Here is a 15,558-nt window from a genome sequence, read left to right as displayed (position 1 = left end):
AGACCGCGCACCGGCCTTTGAAGCACAAAATATACCCGTTACCCATACAGCCGGCTCAAGACCGGCACCCCCGCGGCACACGCAGCGGTCCGCTTAGTGCTGCTCGGTTCCCCGCCTGACACGGTTCACGGGGCTACGTTGCGCAGGACCAATCCATCATCGCTGCTTATATGGGGCAGTCAGTACATTTTGTCTCCGGGGGCCGGGATTCATCCCTGCTATAGCGGGTTGCAGATACAGGGCACCGCTAACTCCCCGACTAGCGCGGCCTTACTCCACACACAAGCGTGTTAAAAGCCGATGGTTATTTTATCACATCGTCACGACTTTTTCAACTGAATTTTAAACTTTTCCCCTTTGGACTCTTTTTTCATTTTCTCCATTTTTCTCTTTACAAACTGTTTTTTTCTGTTATAATAGTTGGGTACGGGCCTGTAGCTCAGCTGGGAGAGCGTTCGGTTCGCATCCGAGAGGTCGACGGTTCGATCCCGTTCAGGTCCACCAAAACAAAAGCACCTGCTTAAGCAGGTGCTTTTGTTTTGGGCGCCATAGGCTCATTTCATGCTCGGCGGAAGTCAATTCCGCCTACGCTGCCCCCACCTTCTCAAGGGAAGACACGCTGGAAAGTCGTGTCTTTTTTGCTAGTAAGGAATATTCCACCAAAGTTTTGTGCCCATCATCGTTTTCTTCCCCTGACAATGCCAACGAGGTTAATCGCCAAAATCAGCACCGCGACTACCATCGTTCCATTCCAGCCAGACATATCTTTCCCTTGCAGCACCATGACCAAATAGAAGACACAGGCCAAAGCTATCAGCAGCACCACCGCCCATGAACTGCGGCGCATAGTCCGTTCATGACGAGATACGGATTCTTCGTAGGAGATGTCCAGAGCATTCTCGCAGTCTTCCTGTGTATTCAGAGATTTTCCATCTACAAAAAACTCCACTTTTTCGCTAGGCCAAACCACAAAGTGGCAGGTCTTTCCCCACAGTTCAAGGGTTTCATCCAGACCTCCACGAGCAGCCTGAAAGTTCTTACGGTAGACAGTTTTTTGGAATTTATCGTCTGCCCACAAGACATATTTATTATTCATCACTTGACAAAGGATTGCGTGAGGTACTCCATCCACAGTGGTGCTCCAGTTATACTCTTTCGTCATTCGTTGCCTCACTCCCATTAACTGATCGTTTTCCATGGTACAGATTTCGAATATACGCCATGGCCCCTACCAGCAAGAAAAGAGCAAATAACCACAACATCACAGAGACAAATGGCTCCTCAGTGTATAGAGTAACTGCAAAATAAACCACCATAGCAATTCCAGACACAAATATCATGCAAATCAAGACAACCAATGGATAACGAATCCAGCGGCTAACGCCCCTGTTTGCACTGAGTTGCACCAAGACAGCCCCTACCATCCCCAAAATGAATACAATAATCAGTTCCATGTTCACTCCCCCATTGCTTCGGCATCAAATGAAATCCAGCAGCGAACGGACAAACTTCCGCAGCTCACGACTGGAAGCGACACAGACAATCACCAGGAAGAGCCCCGCAAGGAACATCCACAAGCCGGTATCAGGGCCAGCACCGGCAAGTCCAAATCCCATGAGCAGCACACCAAAAACTGCAATTATCTTCATGACATGTTTGCTCAATGCCTTGATCATACGCCACTCTCTCCTTTTTCTCACTTCGATTCGCTGCTATAATACCACATCTTCCTATTACTGTCATCCATTACTTCAACCGATAGATGGGGCCAATCTTTTTTCTGTTGGGGTGTCACGCTTATTTATAAAAACCACGTCATTTTCTCATTTCACACTCAGGAGGAAATTCTATGGAAGAAACGGTTCGTTCCATTCACCCCTACGAGCCCTACATCCCAGAGGGTTCCACCAAACTCATCATTGGAACCATGCCGCCCTTTCGGTTTTGCACCTCCGGCGGAAGAGCCTTACACAACAACGATGTGGATTTCTACTACGGCTCCAGAGATAATTCTTTTTGGAAGCTGCTTTCTGAGGTAACTGGCACCCCTCTGGCGTTTGCAAACACCGTCGAAGCAGTGAACCAACGAAAGCAGCTGTTGCAGGAGTTACACATCGGAATTACCGATATTGTGGGCAGCTGCATTCATCGAAACGGCAAATCAGATGACGCCTCGTTAATCTCCATTGAGCCCAAGCCTCTGGATAAGCTGCTGCTGGAGCACCCCAATATTGAGGAATTGATCTATACCAGCAGAGCCGAAGTGAAAAAGCTCATCCACCGTTTCTTTGCAGACAAGGGTCCCCACCCCAAGAGAAACGACAACACATGGGAGGAAAGCGTCTGGATCAACGGCAGACCATACGGAGTGACCAGACTTTACTCCCCCTCCCCCATTGCACTGTGGAGCGTCAGCGCCGATACACGTCTGGAGCAATATCGACGTGTCTTTATAACTGACAACATTTGAACCTTCCTCAATGATATTTTCTCCAGAAAAACACCAGAGAGATCACACCCGGTATGCCGATATACAACATCAGGGCAATCACAGAAATCGTTCCAATGAGCTCCATATCCGAAACCGAAAAAGCTGCGGCAAGGTATAGCAGCGTCAAGGGCAACGAGATGACGCCGATGATTCTATGGGCCAGGTTCCAGGTATCTTCATCCCGCACCGTCCATGGCAGACGCAGGCCGGTATGCCGCTGATATGGCAGCCGTGGAGAAAGCGCACCAAAGAAAAGGAACAGACCGGAAAACACGCCCATAAGCAACCACTGTTCCTGCTGCGCCGTCAGTGTAATCACCTGGGCTTGCAGCAAGCCACAAACTGCCAGCAACACAATCAGAAACACTGCATTGAATATCGTCACAACTTTCAGCGCTTTCATCTGGGATACGGAAACCGCACTCTCGGAAAACAGAGACAAATTCCGATACAGGATCAGCAGCGACAATGCAATGCAAGCCCCCACCAAGAGCAGCGACGCCAAGGGATTATCCACGAGGATCACAACCATCAGTGCCGCAAAGGAGAGAAAGACGATTTGCCCCCGCTTCTGGCTGGCCAACGTGTTTCTCTGCAGCTGTTGATTCCGCTCCGCCAGTTCCTCGTTGACCCTTGCCAACTCATCGGTCAGGTCCACGGTTTCTTCCTCCGGCGTCAAATCCAGCAGTACGCCGACCGGCACATCCAACGCTCGAGATATTCTGATTAGGACCTCTGCATCTGGCACGGACACATTGTTTTCCCACTTGGACAACGTCTGGCGGACCACGTGCAGTTCGGCAGACAGTTCTTCCTGGGTATATCCCCTCTCCCGGCGGTATTTCTTAATGTTATCACCTAGCATGACTCAATCACCATCCTTGCCCGCATTGTACGAGAGAACACCAAACTTGTAAAGCAACAAGTTTTAACATGGGGCCATCAAGCTCCAAACCATCACTTTTTCTAGCAACAGCAGAGGGTCTGCGGCCTTTTCCCCGCAGACCCTCTGCTGTTTTCATTCAGCTCCGTGATAAAATTTCTCACGGCTGAAATTCCTCAAAAATAGGCAGGCAGCCCTCCTGCTCCACCCGCTGCATGGACGCAGAATCCCGGATGGTCCAGCTCACTTCCTGGCCCCGCCACAGGCGTCTGGCCAGAAACAGAGAGAGTTGGCGGCGGTCCTTCCATTTATAGGCCACAAAATCCGGGCACGTCACCAGGTTGGTGAGCACGTTGGTCATCACCACCGCCGCCACCAGGGGCATCCCGCTGCGCTCACGGATGAAGTTCTGGCTCAGTTGTCCCCGGCAGATCTCCGGGCGGTGCCGCTTAAGCCACATCAGCACCTTGGGGTGAAAGGACTCAATGCAATAGTTGACCTTGTAGCGGTCCAGCACCTGACAGGCCGCCTTGGCCAGCCGAGCCGCATTTTTCTCCGCTTTCAGCTCCACAATCAGCGGGGCCCGCCCCTCAAACAGAGGCAGCACCTCCTCCAAAAACGGGATTTTCTCCTGAGTGCCCTCCAGGCGGTACTGAGACAGCTGCTCCGCCGTCAGAGAAGCCACATCCACGTCCACCCCAGCGGTACGCAGCAGGGAGTCGTCGTGGATGACCACCAGACTCCCGTCCCGGGTCAAGTGCACGTCCAATTCGGCCCCATACCCCCGCTCCGCCGCCCGGCGAAACGCAGTCAGGGAATTTTCCGGGATGCCCCGTGTTTCATCGTGCAGTCCTCGGTGGGCATATCGGTATCGGCGCAGCACCTCCCACGCCGGGTGTCCATGGCGGCACCGCACCGACATAACCCAAAAGAGCAGCAGCGCCGCAACAACTCCAAGTACAATCCATATTCCCATGGTTTCCATCCAACCTCTCATGTATCTGACGAGGTACCGTGAGGTTTCGCCCTTGCCTCCGGACCACCTCTCCATTATACCGAAGCTTTTGAAAAAATCCACCCTCTTCACCGGGTGGAAACAGATTTTTACGTTTTCTTTATTTTTTCCATATTGACAACAATCCTTGTCAATGCTATCTTATGTTTGACAAAGATAGTTGTTATAATGCAAACAATACTTGTCAAGGAGGGGTGCTCATGCCGCTACAGAATCGACTCAAAGAGTTTCGGGCAGCCCAGGGCATCAACCAGCAGGAGCTGGGGACATTGGTGGGAGCCTCCCGGCAGACCATCAGCCTCATTGAGCGAGGGGACTACAACCCCTCCATCACCCTGGCCCTTCGCATTGCCCAGGTGTTCCACCGCCCGGTGGAGGACGTCTTTTATCTCACAGAGGAGGAGTCATCACGAAAGAAGCTAAGAAAAAATCACCCGCTCGTATCTATGTTACCTTCGCCGTAGTCATCATCATCTGCGGCCTCATTGGCGACATCGTGGGCGTTGCCGCTGTGTCCAATGAATTCTCCGTCCGCAATCTCGGCGAGCAGTTCAACCTGATGCTGGCTTCCCTGGGTCCCTGGTGCTATGTCCCCGGATTTTTGCTGTTGGTGGGAGCCACTTGGTACTACTTCCGGGGAAAGCGGATGATTCCCCAAGCTCTGGAAGATGACGAACTGTTCCCCCAGGCCAACCTGACTTTTTGCCGGGCCATGTTTCTGGCCAATCTGGCCACGGTGCTCATGTTCTTGGCCATGGCCCTGGGCTATGCAGCCTCTTGGGGGGTCAATCTCTCCTGGTTCCTGCTCATCGGGCACATCATCTGGATGACAGCAATTCAAGCCCGCATCATCTCCGCTACTAAGAAACTATTTCCCGAAAAGCGTGGTGATATTTTTGATTTTAAGTTTCAAAAGGACTGGTACGAGAGCTGCGATGAAGCCGAGCGGCAGCAGACCGCCCAATGCAGCTACCAGGCCTTCAAGGTAATGGGTCTGATTTTCCCCGGCATCATGGCAATACTATCCATTCTATCCGTCATTGACCTGGTCGCCCCTTCGTATAGTCTGTTGGTGGGCGGTCTCTGGCTGGTACAGCAGTTTGTGTACAACTACACATCCCTACAAATGGATAAAAAGAGAAGTTGAGGTAAGCAATAATGAAATTGGAATTACGCAACATTGAAAAGAGCTTTGGAGCCAAGCAGGTGCTCCAGGGCATCTCCCTCACCGCTGAGGGAGGCCAGGCCTTCGGCCTGCTGGGCCGAAACGGCGCCGGTAAGACCACCACCATCCGCATTCTCATGGACGTCTTCCCTCAAAATAGCGGAGAAGTTCTCCTGGATGGGAAGCCCATCGACTACCGCAAGGTGTCTTTGGGCTACCTCCCCGAGGAGCGAGGGCTGTACCCCAAAAAGCCCATCGGGCAACAGCTGGTATACTTCGCCCAGCTCAAGGGGATGAAGCGTGCCAAGGCGTTGGCCTCGGTGCGCCACTGGCTGGAACGGCTGGGTATGGGGGAGTACGAAACCAAGCGGCTGGACACCCTGTCCAAAGGCAACCAGCAGAAAATCCAGCTCATCACCGCCCTGGCCCATGACCCCGATATCATCGTACTGGATGAGCCCTTCTCCGGCCTGGACCCGGTAAATGCCGCTCTGCTCAAAGATGTGGTGAAGGAGCAGATTCAAAAGGGGAAAATCGTCCTCTTCTCCTCCCACCAGATGAACTATATCGAGGAGTTCTGCCAGGAGATCGCCATCCTCAATCAGGGCAAAATCGCCATCTCCGGCAATCTGGAGCAAATCAAGCGCAGCTATCCCCGGGACCGTCTCACCGTGTTCAGCCCCCAATACCGGGAGATTCTCTCCCAACTGGGCAATCGCTGCCAGCTGGTGCAGCCCGGCGAGGTGCTTCTCCGCCTGGACAGCCCCAGCCAGAAGCAGGAGATGATGGGGCAACTGGTGGCCCGCTACGACATTGACCGGGTGCAGGTCTACGAGCCGTCCCTCAACGACATCTTCGTGGAATACGCCGGGGACCACGTGTGAAGGGAGAAGAGATCATGAGACAATTTCGTACTATTCTCAGCTTTGAGCTGAAAAACTACTTTAAAAACAAGGTGTTTGTGGGCTCCACCCTGCTCATTGTGGCTGTTCTGGCCGTGGTGATGTTCCTGCCCAACCTGATTGGTTTCTTCGGCTCCATGGGCGGAGATTCCTCCGATGACCCCACCGAGCAGTCGGTGATTTTGGTCTCCGCTCCCTCTCAGGAGATGGGAGAGACCATTGCCCAGGCCCTGGCCTCTGCCTTCCCTGACCAGACGGTGACTTGGACGCAAGACGACCTCGCTAAAATCAAGGAGCAGGTGTCCAACCAGGAAGCCGATTGCGCCCTGGTCTTTGACTCCCTGACTTCCTACACCTATTACGTGTACAATCGTTCCCTCTACGACCAGACTACCCAGGTGGCCAATCAGGTCCTGGTGAGTCTGGCCCAGGTGGAGGCCATGACCCAACAGGGGCTGAGCCCGGACCAGGCCGGGGAGATTCTCTCCCTCCAGATCGACGCCAAAGAGGAGCTTCTGGGGGTGGACCAGGCCCAAAATTACTGGTACACCTACATTATGACGTTGGCCTTGTACATGGTCATCATGCTCTACGGCCAGATGGTAGCCTCCCACGTGGCCACGGAGAAGAGCTCCCGGGCCATGGAACTGCTCATCACCAGCGCTACCCCGGTAAACATGATGTTCGGCAAGGTGCTGGCCTCCTGCATCGCCGGGTTTGTCCAGCTGGCGGTCATCTTCGGCTCCGCCCTTCTCTTCTACCAGCTCAATCTGGACGCTTGGGGCGGCAATTCCGTGATGACCTCCCTGTTTGACATGCCCCTGTCCCTGCTGGTATATCTGCTGGTGTTCTTCGTTCTGGGCTTCCTCCTCTACGCCTTCCTCTACGGCGCCATCGGCTCCACTGCCACCAAGCTGGAGGATATCAACACCTCCATCATGCCTCTGTCCATGCTCTTTGTCATTGCCTTCTGCGTGGTCATGTTCAGCATGGGCAGCGGTGCGGTGGACAACATCGCCATGATGGTGTGCTCGTTCGTCCCCTTCACCTCCCCCATCGCCATGTTTGCCCGCATCGCTATGAGCACGGTCCCTGTCTATCAGATTGTCCTGTCCATCGGTATTCTGACGGTGTCTGTGGTGGGTATCGGGGTGCTGTCCGCCAAGATCTACCGAGTGGGCGTGCTCCTCTACGGCACTCCGCCCAAAATTGGCGCCATCCTCAAAGCAGTTTGGCAGGCCTAACTTTTCAAAGCCTTCCCGGATGATTCTTGCCAAATTCTCCTGGCTCCGCTATACTGTTCTTACATGACTTTCACCCTATTTCGAGACAAGGAGCAATGAGGTATGGAAAAAGCCAACGTTTACTACACCGATTTCCGCACCAAGCTGGGCGAGGGCCTTCCCACCAAGCTCAAGCGGCTCATCCGGGCCGCAGGCATTGGCGAGATCGACATGGATAACAAGTTCGTGGCCATCAAGATGCACTTCGGCGAGCTGGGCAATCTGGGCTTCCTCCGCCCCAACTACGCCAAAGCTGTGGCTGATGTGGTGAAGGAGCTGGGTGGCAAGCCCTTCCTCACCGACTGCAACACCCTCTATGTGGGCAGCCGGAAAAACGCCCTGGAGCACCTGTACTGCGCCTGGGAAAACGGCTTCACCCCCATGACTGTGGGCTGTCCCATCCTCATTGGCGACGGTCTGAAGGGCACCGACGATGTGGAGGTCCCCGTCAACGGAGAGTACGTCCAAAACGCCAAGATCGGCCGAGCCATTATGGACGCTGACGTGTTCATCTCTCTGAACCACTTCAAGGGCCATGAGATGGCGGGCTTTGGCGGCGCCATCAAGAACATCGGCATGGGCTGCGGCTCCCGGGCCGGTAAGAAGGAGCAGCACCACAACGGTCAGCCCTCCGTACACCAGGACAAGTGCGTGGGCTGCAAGTCTTGCATGAAGGAGTGCGCCAACCAGGGTCTGGCCTTTGACGAGACCACCCGGAAGATGCACATTGTCACCGAGAACTGCGTGGGCTGTGGCCGGTGCATCGGTGCCTGCAACTTTGACGCCATCGACTTCTCCAGTTGGGCCGCTGTGAAGGACCTGAATTGCCGCATGGCGGAGTATGCCAAAGCAGTGGTGGACGGCCGTCCCAACTTCCACATCTCTCTCATTGTGGACGTCAGCCCCAACTGTGACTGCCACGCCGAGAACGACGCCCCCATCCTCCCCAACATCGGCATGTTCGCCTCCTTTGATCCCCTGGCCCTGGACCAGGCCTGTGTGGACGCCTGCCTGGCCTGCGATCCCCTGCCCAACAGCCAGCTCAGCGACAACATGGCCAAGCCGGATTTCTGTGACCACCACGATCATTTTGAAAACAGCACCCCCGACTCGGAGTACAAGACCTGTCTGGAACACGCTGAAAAGATCGGCATCGGCTCTCGCAGCTATGAACTGGTGTTTCTAAAGTAAGACCCAAAAACGCCTGGAGAGGGCTTCTCTCCAGGCATTTTTATAATTATAAGTACAGGGTCCCGCAAAGCCGGGCGGCGCTGGTGCGCCGTACAAGTGTTTTCGCCTGGGCGAAAACCTTGGCGCAGGCGGAATTCACTTCCGCCGAGCATTGAAATGAGCCTATGGCTCCCAATGAAAAAGACACGCTAAAAAGCGTGTCTTTTTCATTGGAGCGGGTGAGGGGAATCGAACCCCCGTGTTCAGCTTGGGAAGCTGACATTCTACCATTGAACTACACCCGCATATTTTAACTCGGTGAAGCTTATTATAATACACCCCCTGAGAAATTGCAAGCATTTTTTCTCTCCCCCCTTCCCGTTTTTCCCCTATTTTTCTACACCTTGCCCAAAACTTTATTTGTATTTTACAATTCCACCCTTTACTTTTCCGGTACATGTTGCTATAATGTACAACAGCGCAAGAGAAAAGAGGTGAAACTTGTGAAAGAATATCCCCGCAAGCCTGATGTGGATGATATGATTTTCGGTGATGATCGCACCGTGCCCAGCCAGCGCTGATCTCCCATCAGCCCGCAATGCTGCATATTTTTTGACTCACCCCAGTAATCAGCAATACTGTGGTGAGTTTTTGTCTTTTTCAGAACAACCCCGAAAGGAGCTTTTCATGACATACTCACTCTCCCAACTGGCCTGGTTCTTTCTCATCTATTCCATTCTAGGCTGGTGTATCAGCGTGGCATTCTGTGCCATCAAAAAACATTCCTTTGTCAACCCAGGCTTTCTCAACCTTCCTGTCAGCCCCATTTACGGCATTGGAGCGGTACTCTCCACGGTGTTCCTCTCGGAACTGACCCACCGTCCCCTGTTCTTTATTCTGGGCTCCTGCGTTCTGTCCGGCATTCTGGTCATTACCACCGGTGTCGCTCTGGAGCGCATGCTCCACCGCAGATGGTGGGACTTCTCCGACCACAAATTCCACTTCCACGGGTACATCTCTCTGCCCCTGCTGCTGGTGCTGGGTGTGGGCGCATGGCTGTGTGTGAGTTTTCTCAACCCCCTTCTAGCCTTGGTGTTGGGTGACCTCCCTCCCCTGCTGTCCCGCATCCTGGTTCTGGTGGGATTGGGACTGGTCGCCCTGGACCTGGCCCTCTCTCTGGGCATCACGGTACAGATGGGCGTGCGTATCCGCCGTCTGGAACAGCTGTCCCGAGACTTCCAGGAGCTCACCGCTCTCTTCGGCCACGCCATCACCCGGCGGGTCCAGACCCGTATGCTCCACGCCTTCCCCAATCTGGAGCAGGCCGCCCCCTCCCAAAAGCCCAAGCCCACCGTGTTTGCCCAGGGCTGTTCTCCCACCAAGCTGATTTGGATTTTCTTCATTGCCGCCCTGCTGGGCGATATCATCGAGACGCTGTTCTGCCGGGCCACCATGGGCATCTGGATGAGTCGCAGCAGTCTCATCTACGGCCCCTTTAGCATTGTGTGGGGTCTGGGCGCTGTGATGTTCACCGCCCTGCTCTATCGGTACAAAGACAAGAGCGAGGGCTACCTCTTCCTTGCCGGCACCATTGTGGGTGGTGTGTACGAATATGTGTGTAGTGTCTTCACCGAGCTGGTCTTCGGCACCGTGTTCTGGGATTACAGCCACATCCCCTTCAACCTGGCCGGACGCATCAATCTGCTCTACTGCTTCTTCTGGGGCATTGCCGCCGCCGTGTGGATGAAGGTCCTCTATCCCCGCCTGTCCCGTCTCATTGAGCGCATCCCCATGAAAGCGGGCAAAGTGCTCACCTGGGTGATTGTTGTGTTCATGGTGTTCAATATGGCCATCTCCGCCCTGGCTCTGGGCCGGTATCAACAGCGCCAATCGGCCCCTGACGCCCCCACCAACGGCTTCACCGAATTTTTGGACCACTACTACCCCGATGAGCGGATTCATCAGGTCTACCCCAACATGAAACAGGTCACGGACTGACCGAGAAAAAAACGTCCGATGCTGATTCCTGCATCGGACGTTTTCATATACCGTCGAAAGAAAGAAAAAAGCAAGTTCCTTTCGGAACTTGCCTTTTGGTACGGCTGGAGGGATTCGAACCCCCGACCTTTTGGTTCGTAGCCAAACACTCTATCCAGCTGAGCTACAGCCGCTTGTCGCTGTCGTTTCCTGGCGACTCGTATATACTAGCACAGCTGAAATGAAATTGCAAGTGTTTTTTTCGATTTTTTCAAAAATTTTTGAGAGGTCTATTTACTCCTCAGAAATCATATAACTCAGCGTTAGCAGGCTGTCTGCAAAGTGCACGTTCTCCACTTTCACGTCGGGCATTTCCTGCTCCGGCAGCTCCACATTGGTGAAATTCCAGATTCCGTCCACCCCCAGCTTGCTCAGGCGGCGAGCGGTGGCCACGGCCACAGACCCAGGCACCGTCAGAACCGCCACGCTCACCCGGTGCTCCCGCACAAAGGTGTCCAGACCATCCACATGGTAGACGGGGACGCCGCCCAGCTTGGTGTCCACCAGGTCCGGGTTGACGTCAAAGGCGGCCACCAGCCGGAAGCCATTGGCACGGAACGGGAAGTTCTCAATGAGGGCGCGTCCCAGGTTACCGGCACCCAAGATGAGCACGGTGTGGCCTCGGTTCATCCCCAGGATCTCTGCCACCTCACCCCGCAGCCGCTCCACGTTGTACCCGTAGCCCTGCTGACCGAACCCGCCAAAGCAGGACAGATCCTGGCGAATCTGGGAGGCCGTCAGCCCCATGGACTGGGCCAAGGCTCCGGAAGAGATTCGAATGGTACCGGCACGATATAAGTCATCCAAATGGCGATAATAGCGGGGCAAACGCCGGATCACCGCCGAAGAAATCTTATCTTTTTTCATATGACACCCTCACATCCCGTCAGAGTTTTTCGGCATTTCATCTTTCTTTTGATCACCATACGCAATTCATTTTATCTCATTGTCATAAGTTTGTCAATTTCCATGTGCAAGTTCTTGCAACATTTCTCAAGGAGGTCCTAGCATTGGCACAAAACGGTTCTCTCATTGTCCACGTCTATGCGTCCCGGGCTCAGCTCCCCATACAGGGGGCCACGGTGTTGGTATCCCAGCCGGACGGACAGGGTCGGCATCAGCTTCTATCCGTGCTCATTACAGACGAGAGCGGCGTAGCCGGCCCCATCTCCCTGCCCGCTCCCGACGCCGCCCTCAGCCAGAGCCCCGGCTCCCCCCTGCCCTTCTCCTCCTACTCTCTGGTGGTAGAGCACCCGGGGTATCAGGTGGCCGTGTTTGAAAATCTCCAGATCTTCTCCGGGGTGGAGACCACCCAGAGTGTGCCCCTCATCCCTCTGGCCATTCCCGAGTCGCCTACCCCTCGGCCTCAGTTCACCAACGTCACACCACAACCGCTGTAAGGAGGCTTCTATGTCTGTATCCGTCATTCCCTACATTCCCCAGTACATCACCGTCCACCTGGGCCAGCCCAAGGAGGCGGCGGAGAACGTCACGGTGACCTTCCCCGACTACATCAAAAATGTAGCCTCCAGCGAGGTATACCCCACCTGGTCAGAGGAAGCCCTGAAAGCCAACATTCTGGCCCAGATCTCCTTTGCCCTCAACCGGGTGTACACCGAGTTCTACCCCAGCCGCGGGTATGACTTTGACATCACCAGTGAGACCCAAAACGATCAGAAATTCATCAAAGGCCGGAGCACCTTTGAAAACATCGACCGCCTGGTGGACGACATGTTCACCACCTACATCCGCCGAGTGGGCTTTGTGGAGCCCCTGGCGGCCAAGTTCTGCAACGGTACCACCTCCACCTGTGACGGCCTGTCCCAGTGGGGCAGTGAGGCCATGGCCCAGGAGGGGGCGGACTACATGACCATTCTGCGCAACTACTACGGGGACGACATCGAACTGGTCAACGACGCCCCCATCCGGGATGTGCCCAACTCCTACCCCGGCTATCCCCTGCGCCAGGGCTCCTCCGGGGAGGACGTGGTGGTGCTCCAGGCCATGCTCAACCGCATTGGACAGAATTACCCTGCCATTCCCCGCCTGGCCCAGGTGGACGGCATCTTTGGGCCACGCACGGAGGAAGCAGTGCGGGTGTTCCAGTCCGTCTTTGGGCTGGCAGTGGATGGTATCGTGGGTCGGGGTACCTGGTATAAGCTGGTGTTCCTCTACGTGGCCGTCACCAAGCTCTCCGAGCTGGTCAGCGAGGGCCAGAGCTTTACCCAGGTCCAGGGCCCCTCGGGCATCCAGGTGCTGCGCCAAGGCGACCGGGGCCCCGCTGTCTCCGCCCTCCAGTATTTCCTCTCCCTCATCGGGCAATACTCCTTCAATCTGCCCACCCTGGCCATTGACGGCATTTTTGGCCCCAAGACCAAACAGGCGGTGCAGGATTTCCAGAAAGCCTACCATCTGCCCGCCACCGGCGTGGTGGACAACGCCACGTGGCTGAAGCTCTACGACGAGTACGTGGGCATTGCCACTACCTCTCTGGCCAACGCCAACCTGCCCATCTCCCCCTCGGAGATTGAAAACCAATTCCAGGCCGGGCAATTCCCCGGCTATCCGCTCTCCTACGGCAGCAACGATTAAGGAGGTATCTCAACCATGGAACTCAATCTCACCGGCGCTCCGGTCCGAGACATTCAGCACATGCTCAACGTCATCTCCGCCACCCATCCCGCCCTGCCCCGCCTGGTGGAGGACGGGGTGTTTGGGGAGCGGACCCTGGAAGGGGTGATGATCTTTCAGCGGGACTTTGGCCTGCCCGTGACTGGAGTGGTGGACTACGACACCTGGCTGGCCCTGCGGGTGCAGTCGGAGCTGATTCAGAAGCGGGACGGGATTCCCCCCTCCCTGCAAATCATCTCCCCTCAGTTCGAGCCGTCTTCCTCCGGCACACCGGAATGGGCGTTTGTGGACACCGTTGTGACGGCGCTCTCCCCCATTCTCACCAATTTCCCCTCCACCTCCACTCCCACCGACCACATCCGTCACTTGCAGGGGCTGGGACAGCTGCCTGTCACCGGAATTCTGGACCGTCCCACTTGGAGTTTGCTGGTTCGGCTGTACCATGCCCTAGTAGTCCGAAACGCCCTGGCCGCCCTGTGAGCCTCCAGGTTTCCCTTGTAAGCCTGAGCCTTTTTCGGTATAATATAGGAGTGGCCCACGGGGCCACCTTATCCCAGGAAAGGCAGGAACAAGACCATGGCTCGTTTTGGATTCATCCACAGCAAGTTGGACACCAAATTGCTCATTCTCTATATTCTCACCCGTGTGGCGGGCCCCATTGACTTCGCCACCCTCACCGATCTGGTGATGTGCGACGACGGCGTGGACTACTTTGAATTTGCTGAGGCCCTGTCGGAGCTGCTGGAGAGCGGACACCTGGTGCGGGAGGGGGATTACTACTCCCCCACCGACAAGGGCCGCCGCAACTGCGCCGACGGCGAAAGCAGCCTCTCCCCCGTCATTCGCAAGCGCTGCGACCAGCGTCTGGCCCCCTTCAACGCCGCTTTGAAGCGGAAGGCCCAGGTGCGCAGCCGGGTGGACCCCTCCCCCGACGGCACCTTCTACACCGTGCGTCTGATGCTGGACGACGACCGGGACAACCTCTTTACCCTCTCACTGCTCACCGCCACCCGGGAGGAGGGGGAGGACATCGCCCAGCGCTTCACCCAACACCCCGACCGCATCTATAACGGTGTGCTGGGTATCCTACTATCCGACCCAGAAAAGAGAGGTGAAACCCATTGACCATCCTGGGCTATCCCATTCAGGCTCTGTTTCTCTACTTTATCTTTTACTCATTTCTAGGATGGTTGATGGAGACCTGCTACTGTTCCATTCTGGAGCACCGTCTGGTGGACCGGGGCTTTCTCTACGGCCCCATCTGCCCCATCTACGGCGCCGGCGTTCTGTTAATGGTCCTCTTTTTCACCCCGCTGAAGCACAACCTGTTTGTGTTCTATCTCACCGCCGTGGTGGTGATGACCTCGTGGGAGTACTTCGTGGCGTGGCTTCTGGAAACCACCACCCACGTGCGCTACTGGGACTACTCCCGGTTCCGCTTCAACATCAAGGGCCGGGTGTGCCTGTGGGTGTCCCTGGTGTGGGGCGCACTGTCCTATGTGGTAATCTTCTGGATTCACCCCGCTGTGGACGGCATCTACCAGACCATCCCCGGCTGGCTGGTGAACACCCTGTGCGTGGTCTTACTGGTCATTCTGCTGGTGGACGCCACCCTCACCATCCGGCACCTGGCTTTGGTGTCTCAGCTGGTGGTGAAGCTGGCCGCCGCCCGGGACGAGGCACAGGTCCAGTTCTCTCTGGGCAAGGCTGAGCTGGGTCAAATGCTGGAAAACCAGTCCGCTGCCCTGCGCAGCAACTACAGCCAGCAAGTGGCCCGGTTGGAACGGTATTCCCGCTCCTTCCGCCGCAAATACTCCAACATGCGTCTGGCCAGCCGCTATGCCAGCCTCACCGATGATCTCCGGGCATCGGCTGCCGCCGCCCGCAAGGAGATTCTGAAAAAGCGGGAGAATCGCAAAAAGAAACAATAATCTCAGCAACAGAAAAGCAGGCCGCCTTTTTAGACGGCCTGCTTGTTCTA

At 55.5% G+C, this 15,558-nt stretch carries 18 protein-coding genes, 3 tRNA genes and 1 other RNA gene; 13 read left to right on the top strand and 9 right to left on the bottom strand.

The annotated features are described in order from the left end of the window. Positions 1-3: 3 nt before the first annotated feature. Positions 4-268, bottom strand: an RNA gene (ffs, locus tag B5F12_RS02075) — signal recognition particle sRNA large type. A 160-nt stretch (positions 269-428) separates the two neighbouring features. Between ffs and B5F12_RS02070 the strand changes: the two genes are divergently transcribed. Then, a tRNA-Ala gene (locus B5F12_RS02070) sits at positions 429-504 on the top strand. Between the two features lie 172 nt (positions 505-676). On the opposite strand, the gene B5F12_RS02065 is transcribed toward B5F12_RS02070, so the two are convergent. From B5F12_RS02065 to B5F12_RS02055, 3 genes are read right to left on the bottom strand one after another with little or no spacing between them, the layout of a single operon-like run. Beyond that, the gene (locus B5F12_RS02065; protein WP_143482306.1) at positions 677-1,162 is read right to left on the bottom strand and encodes a hypothetical protein; all 486 of its coding nucleotides are present in this window, start codon (positions 1,160-1,162) and stop codon (positions 677-679) included. Then, the gene (locus tag B5F12_RS02060) at positions 1,146-1,454 is read right to left on the bottom strand and encodes a hypothetical protein (protein ID WP_087229544.1); all 309 of its coding nucleotides are present in this window, start codon (positions 1,452-1,454) and stop codon (positions 1,146-1,148) included. The genes B5F12_RS02065 and B5F12_RS02060 overlap by 17 nt, the downstream gene beginning before the upstream one ends. A gap of 24 nt (positions 1,455-1,478) precedes the next feature. Beyond that, positions 1,479-1,676: a hypothetical protein gene (locus tag B5F12_RS02055; protein WP_087229541.1), complete on the bottom strand. Its 198-nt coding sequence runs from the start codon at positions 1,674-1,676 to the stop codon at positions 1,479-1,481. Between the two features lie 173 nt (positions 1,677-1,849). Between B5F12_RS02055 and B5F12_RS02050 the strand changes: the two genes are divergently transcribed. Continuing rightward, positions 1,850-2,470 (top strand): uracil-DNA glycosylase family protein, encoded by a 621-nt coding sequence (locus tag B5F12_RS02050; RefSeq protein WP_087229538.1) that lies wholly within the window; start codon positions 1,850-1,852, stop codon positions 2,468-2,470. A 7-nt stretch (positions 2,471-2,477) separates the two neighbouring features. Here the strand turns inward: B5F12_RS02050 and B5F12_RS02045 are convergent, their stop codons facing one another. Together B5F12_RS02045 and B5F12_RS02040 are read right to left on the bottom strand one after the other, a co-directional pair. After that, positions 2,478-3,356: an XRE family transcriptional regulator gene (locus B5F12_RS02045; protein ID WP_087229535.1), complete on the bottom strand. Its 879-nt coding sequence runs from the start codon at positions 3,354-3,356 to the stop codon at positions 2,478-2,480. A gap of 178 nt (positions 3,357-3,534) precedes the next feature. Next, on the bottom strand, positions 3,535-4,350 hold the full coding sequence (locus B5F12_RS02040; protein WP_158096726.1) for a glycerophosphodiester phosphodiesterase family protein: 816 nt from the start codon (positions 4,348-4,350) through the stop codon (positions 3,535-3,537). Positions 4,351-4,589: 239 nt separating this feature from the next. Here B5F12_RS02040 and B5F12_RS02035 point away from each other — a divergent pair, with 239 nt between their 5' ends. The 5 genes from B5F12_RS02035 to B5F12_RS02015 all read left to right on the top strand — a co-directional run bounded on the left by B5F12_RS02035 (position 4,590) and on the right by B5F12_RS02015 (position 8,930). After that, complete coding sequence (locus tag B5F12_RS02035) at positions 4,590-4,853, top strand: helix-turn-helix transcriptional regulator (RefSeq protein WP_087229529.1); 264 nt, start codon at positions 4,590-4,592, stop codon at positions 4,851-4,853. A gap of 32 nt (positions 4,854-4,885) precedes the next feature. Then, positions 4,886-5,536, top strand: a complete 651-nt coding sequence (locus tag B5F12_RS02030) for a DUF3169 family protein (RefSeq protein ID WP_242954865.1) — start codon at positions 4,886-4,888, stop codon at positions 5,534-5,536. An 11-nt stretch (positions 5,537-5,547) separates the two neighbouring features. Further along, positions 5,548-6,438: an ATP-binding cassette domain-containing protein gene (locus B5F12_RS02025; protein WP_087229523.1), complete on the top strand. Its 891-nt coding sequence runs from the start codon at positions 5,548-5,550 to the stop codon at positions 6,436-6,438. A 14-nt stretch (positions 6,439-6,452) separates the two neighbouring features. Continuing rightward, positions 6,453-7,700, top strand: coding sequence for an ABC transporter permease (locus tag B5F12_RS02020; RefSeq protein ID WP_087229520.1), 1,248 nt, complete (start codon positions 6,453-6,455; stop codon positions 7,698-7,700). 102 nt (positions 7,701-7,802) lie between these two features. Beyond that, positions 7,803-8,930 (top strand): DUF362 domain-containing protein, encoded by a 1,128-nt coding sequence (locus B5F12_RS02015; protein WP_087229517.1) that lies wholly within the window; start codon positions 7,803-7,805, stop codon positions 8,928-8,930. 210 nt (positions 8,931-9,140) lie between these two features. Here B5F12_RS02015 and B5F12_RS02010 read toward each other — a convergent pair. Continuing rightward, a tRNA-Gly gene (locus B5F12_RS02010) sits at positions 9,141-9,214 on the bottom strand. Positions 9,215-9,596: 382 nt separating this feature from the next. Between B5F12_RS02010 and B5F12_RS02005 the strand changes: the two genes are divergently transcribed. Beyond that, entirely contained in the window at positions 9,597-10,907 is a 1,311-nt protein-coding gene (locus tag B5F12_RS02005; RefSeq protein WP_087229514.1) for a putative ABC transporter permease, read from the top strand. Between the two features lie 96 nt (positions 10,908-11,003). Here the strand turns inward: B5F12_RS02005 and B5F12_RS02000 are convergent. Beyond that, a tRNA-Arg gene (locus B5F12_RS02000) sits at positions 11,004-11,080 on the bottom strand. 100 nt (positions 11,081-11,180) lie between these two features. After that, complete coding sequence (locus B5F12_RS01995) at positions 11,181-11,813, bottom strand: redox-sensing transcriptional repressor Rex (RefSeq protein WP_087229511.1); 633 nt, start codon at positions 11,811-11,813, stop codon at positions 11,181-11,183. A gap of 143 nt (positions 11,814-11,956) precedes the next feature. On the opposite strand from B5F12_RS01995, the gene B5F12_RS01990 reads away from it, so the two are divergent. From B5F12_RS01990 to B5F12_RS01970, 5 genes are all read left to right on the top strand, one after another. Further along, positions 11,957-12,346: a carboxypeptidase regulatory-like domain-containing protein gene (locus tag B5F12_RS01990; RefSeq protein WP_087229508.1), complete on the top strand. Its 390-nt coding sequence runs from the start codon at positions 11,957-11,959 to the stop codon at positions 12,344-12,346. 10 nt (positions 12,347-12,356) lie between these two features. Then, on the top strand, positions 12,357-13,538 hold the full coding sequence (locus B5F12_RS01985; protein WP_087229505.1) for a peptidoglycan-binding protein: 1,182 nt from the start codon (positions 12,357-12,359) through the stop codon (positions 13,536-13,538). A gap of 15 nt (positions 13,539-13,553) precedes the next feature. Further along, a complete protein-coding gene (locus B5F12_RS01980; RefSeq protein WP_087229502.1) occupies positions 13,554-14,057 on the top strand; it encodes a peptidoglycan-binding protein in 504 nt (167 codons plus the stop codon). Positions 14,058-14,153: 96 nt separating this feature from the next. After that, a complete protein-coding gene (locus B5F12_RS01975) occupies positions 14,154-14,702 on the top strand; it encodes a DUF4364 family protein (RefSeq protein ID WP_087229499.1) in 549 nt (182 codons plus the stop codon). Continuing rightward, entirely contained in the window at positions 14,699-15,508 is an 810-nt protein-coding gene (locus B5F12_RS01970; protein WP_087229496.1) for a putative ABC transporter permease, read from the top strand. The genes B5F12_RS01975 and B5F12_RS01970 overlap by 4 nt, the downstream gene beginning before the upstream one ends. The last annotated feature ends 50 nt before the right edge of the window (positions 15,509-15,558 follow it).

It is taken from the genome of Pseudoflavonifractor sp. An176 (assembly GCF_002160435.1).
In the GTDB taxonomy this organism is placed as follows: domain Bacteria; phylum Bacillota; class Clostridia; order Oscillospirales; family Oscillospiraceae; genus Enterenecus; species Enterenecus faecium.
This window is presented reverse-complemented; position numbering and strand designations above follow the sequence as displayed.

Coding starts and splice junctions, on each gene's coding strand:
- B5F12_RS02065 (WP_143482306.1), bottom strand. CDS start 1,162: ATGACGAAAGAGTATAACTGGAGCACCACTGTGGATGGAGTACCTCAC.
- B5F12_RS02060 (WP_087229544.1), bottom strand. CDS start 1,454: ATGGAACTGATTATTGTATTCATTTTGGGGATGGTAGGGGCTGTCTTG.
- B5F12_RS02055 (WP_087229541.1), bottom strand. CDS start 1,676: ATGATCAAGGCATTGAGCAAACATGTCATGAAGATAATTGCAGTTTTT.
- B5F12_RS02050 (WP_087229538.1), top strand. CDS start 1,850: ATGGAAGAAACGGTTCGTTCCATTCACCCCTACGAGCCCTACATCCCA.
- B5F12_RS02045 (WP_087229535.1), bottom strand. CDS start 3,356: ATGCTAGGTGATAACATTAAGAAATACCGCCGGGAGAGGGGATATACC.
- B5F12_RS02040 (WP_158096726.1), bottom strand. CDS start 4,350: ATGGGAATATGGATTGTACTTGGAGTTGTTGCGGCGCTGCTGCTCTTT.
- B5F12_RS02035 (WP_087229529.1), top strand. CDS start 4,590: ATGCCGCTACAGAATCGACTCAAAGAGTTTCGGGCAGCCCAGGGCATC.
- B5F12_RS02025 (WP_087229523.1), top strand. CDS start 5,548: ATGAAATTGGAATTACGCAACATTGAAAAGAGCTTTGGAGCCAAGCAG.
- B5F12_RS02020 (WP_087229520.1), top strand. CDS start 6,453: ATGAGACAATTTCGTACTATTCTCAGCTTTGAGCTGAAAAACTACTTT.
- B5F12_RS02015 (WP_087229517.1), top strand. CDS start 7,803: ATGGAAAAAGCCAACGTTTACTACACCGATTTCCGCACCAAGCTGGGC.
- B5F12_RS02005 (WP_087229514.1), top strand. CDS start 9,597: ATGACATACTCACTCTCCCAACTGGCCTGGTTCTTTCTCATCTATTCC.
- B5F12_RS01995 (WP_087229511.1), bottom strand. CDS start 11,813: ATGAAAAAAGATAAGATTTCTTCGGCGGTGATCCGGCGTTTGCCCCGC.
- B5F12_RS01985 (WP_087229505.1), top strand. CDS start 12,357: ATGTCTGTATCCGTCATTCCCTACATTCCCCAGTACATCACCGTCCAC.
- B5F12_RS01980 (WP_087229502.1), top strand. CDS start 13,554: ATGGAACTCAATCTCACCGGCGCTCCGGTCCGAGACATTCAGCACATG.
- B5F12_RS01975 (WP_087229499.1), top strand. CDS start 14,154: ATGGCTCGTTTTGGATTCATCCACAGCAAGTTGGACACCAAATTGCTC.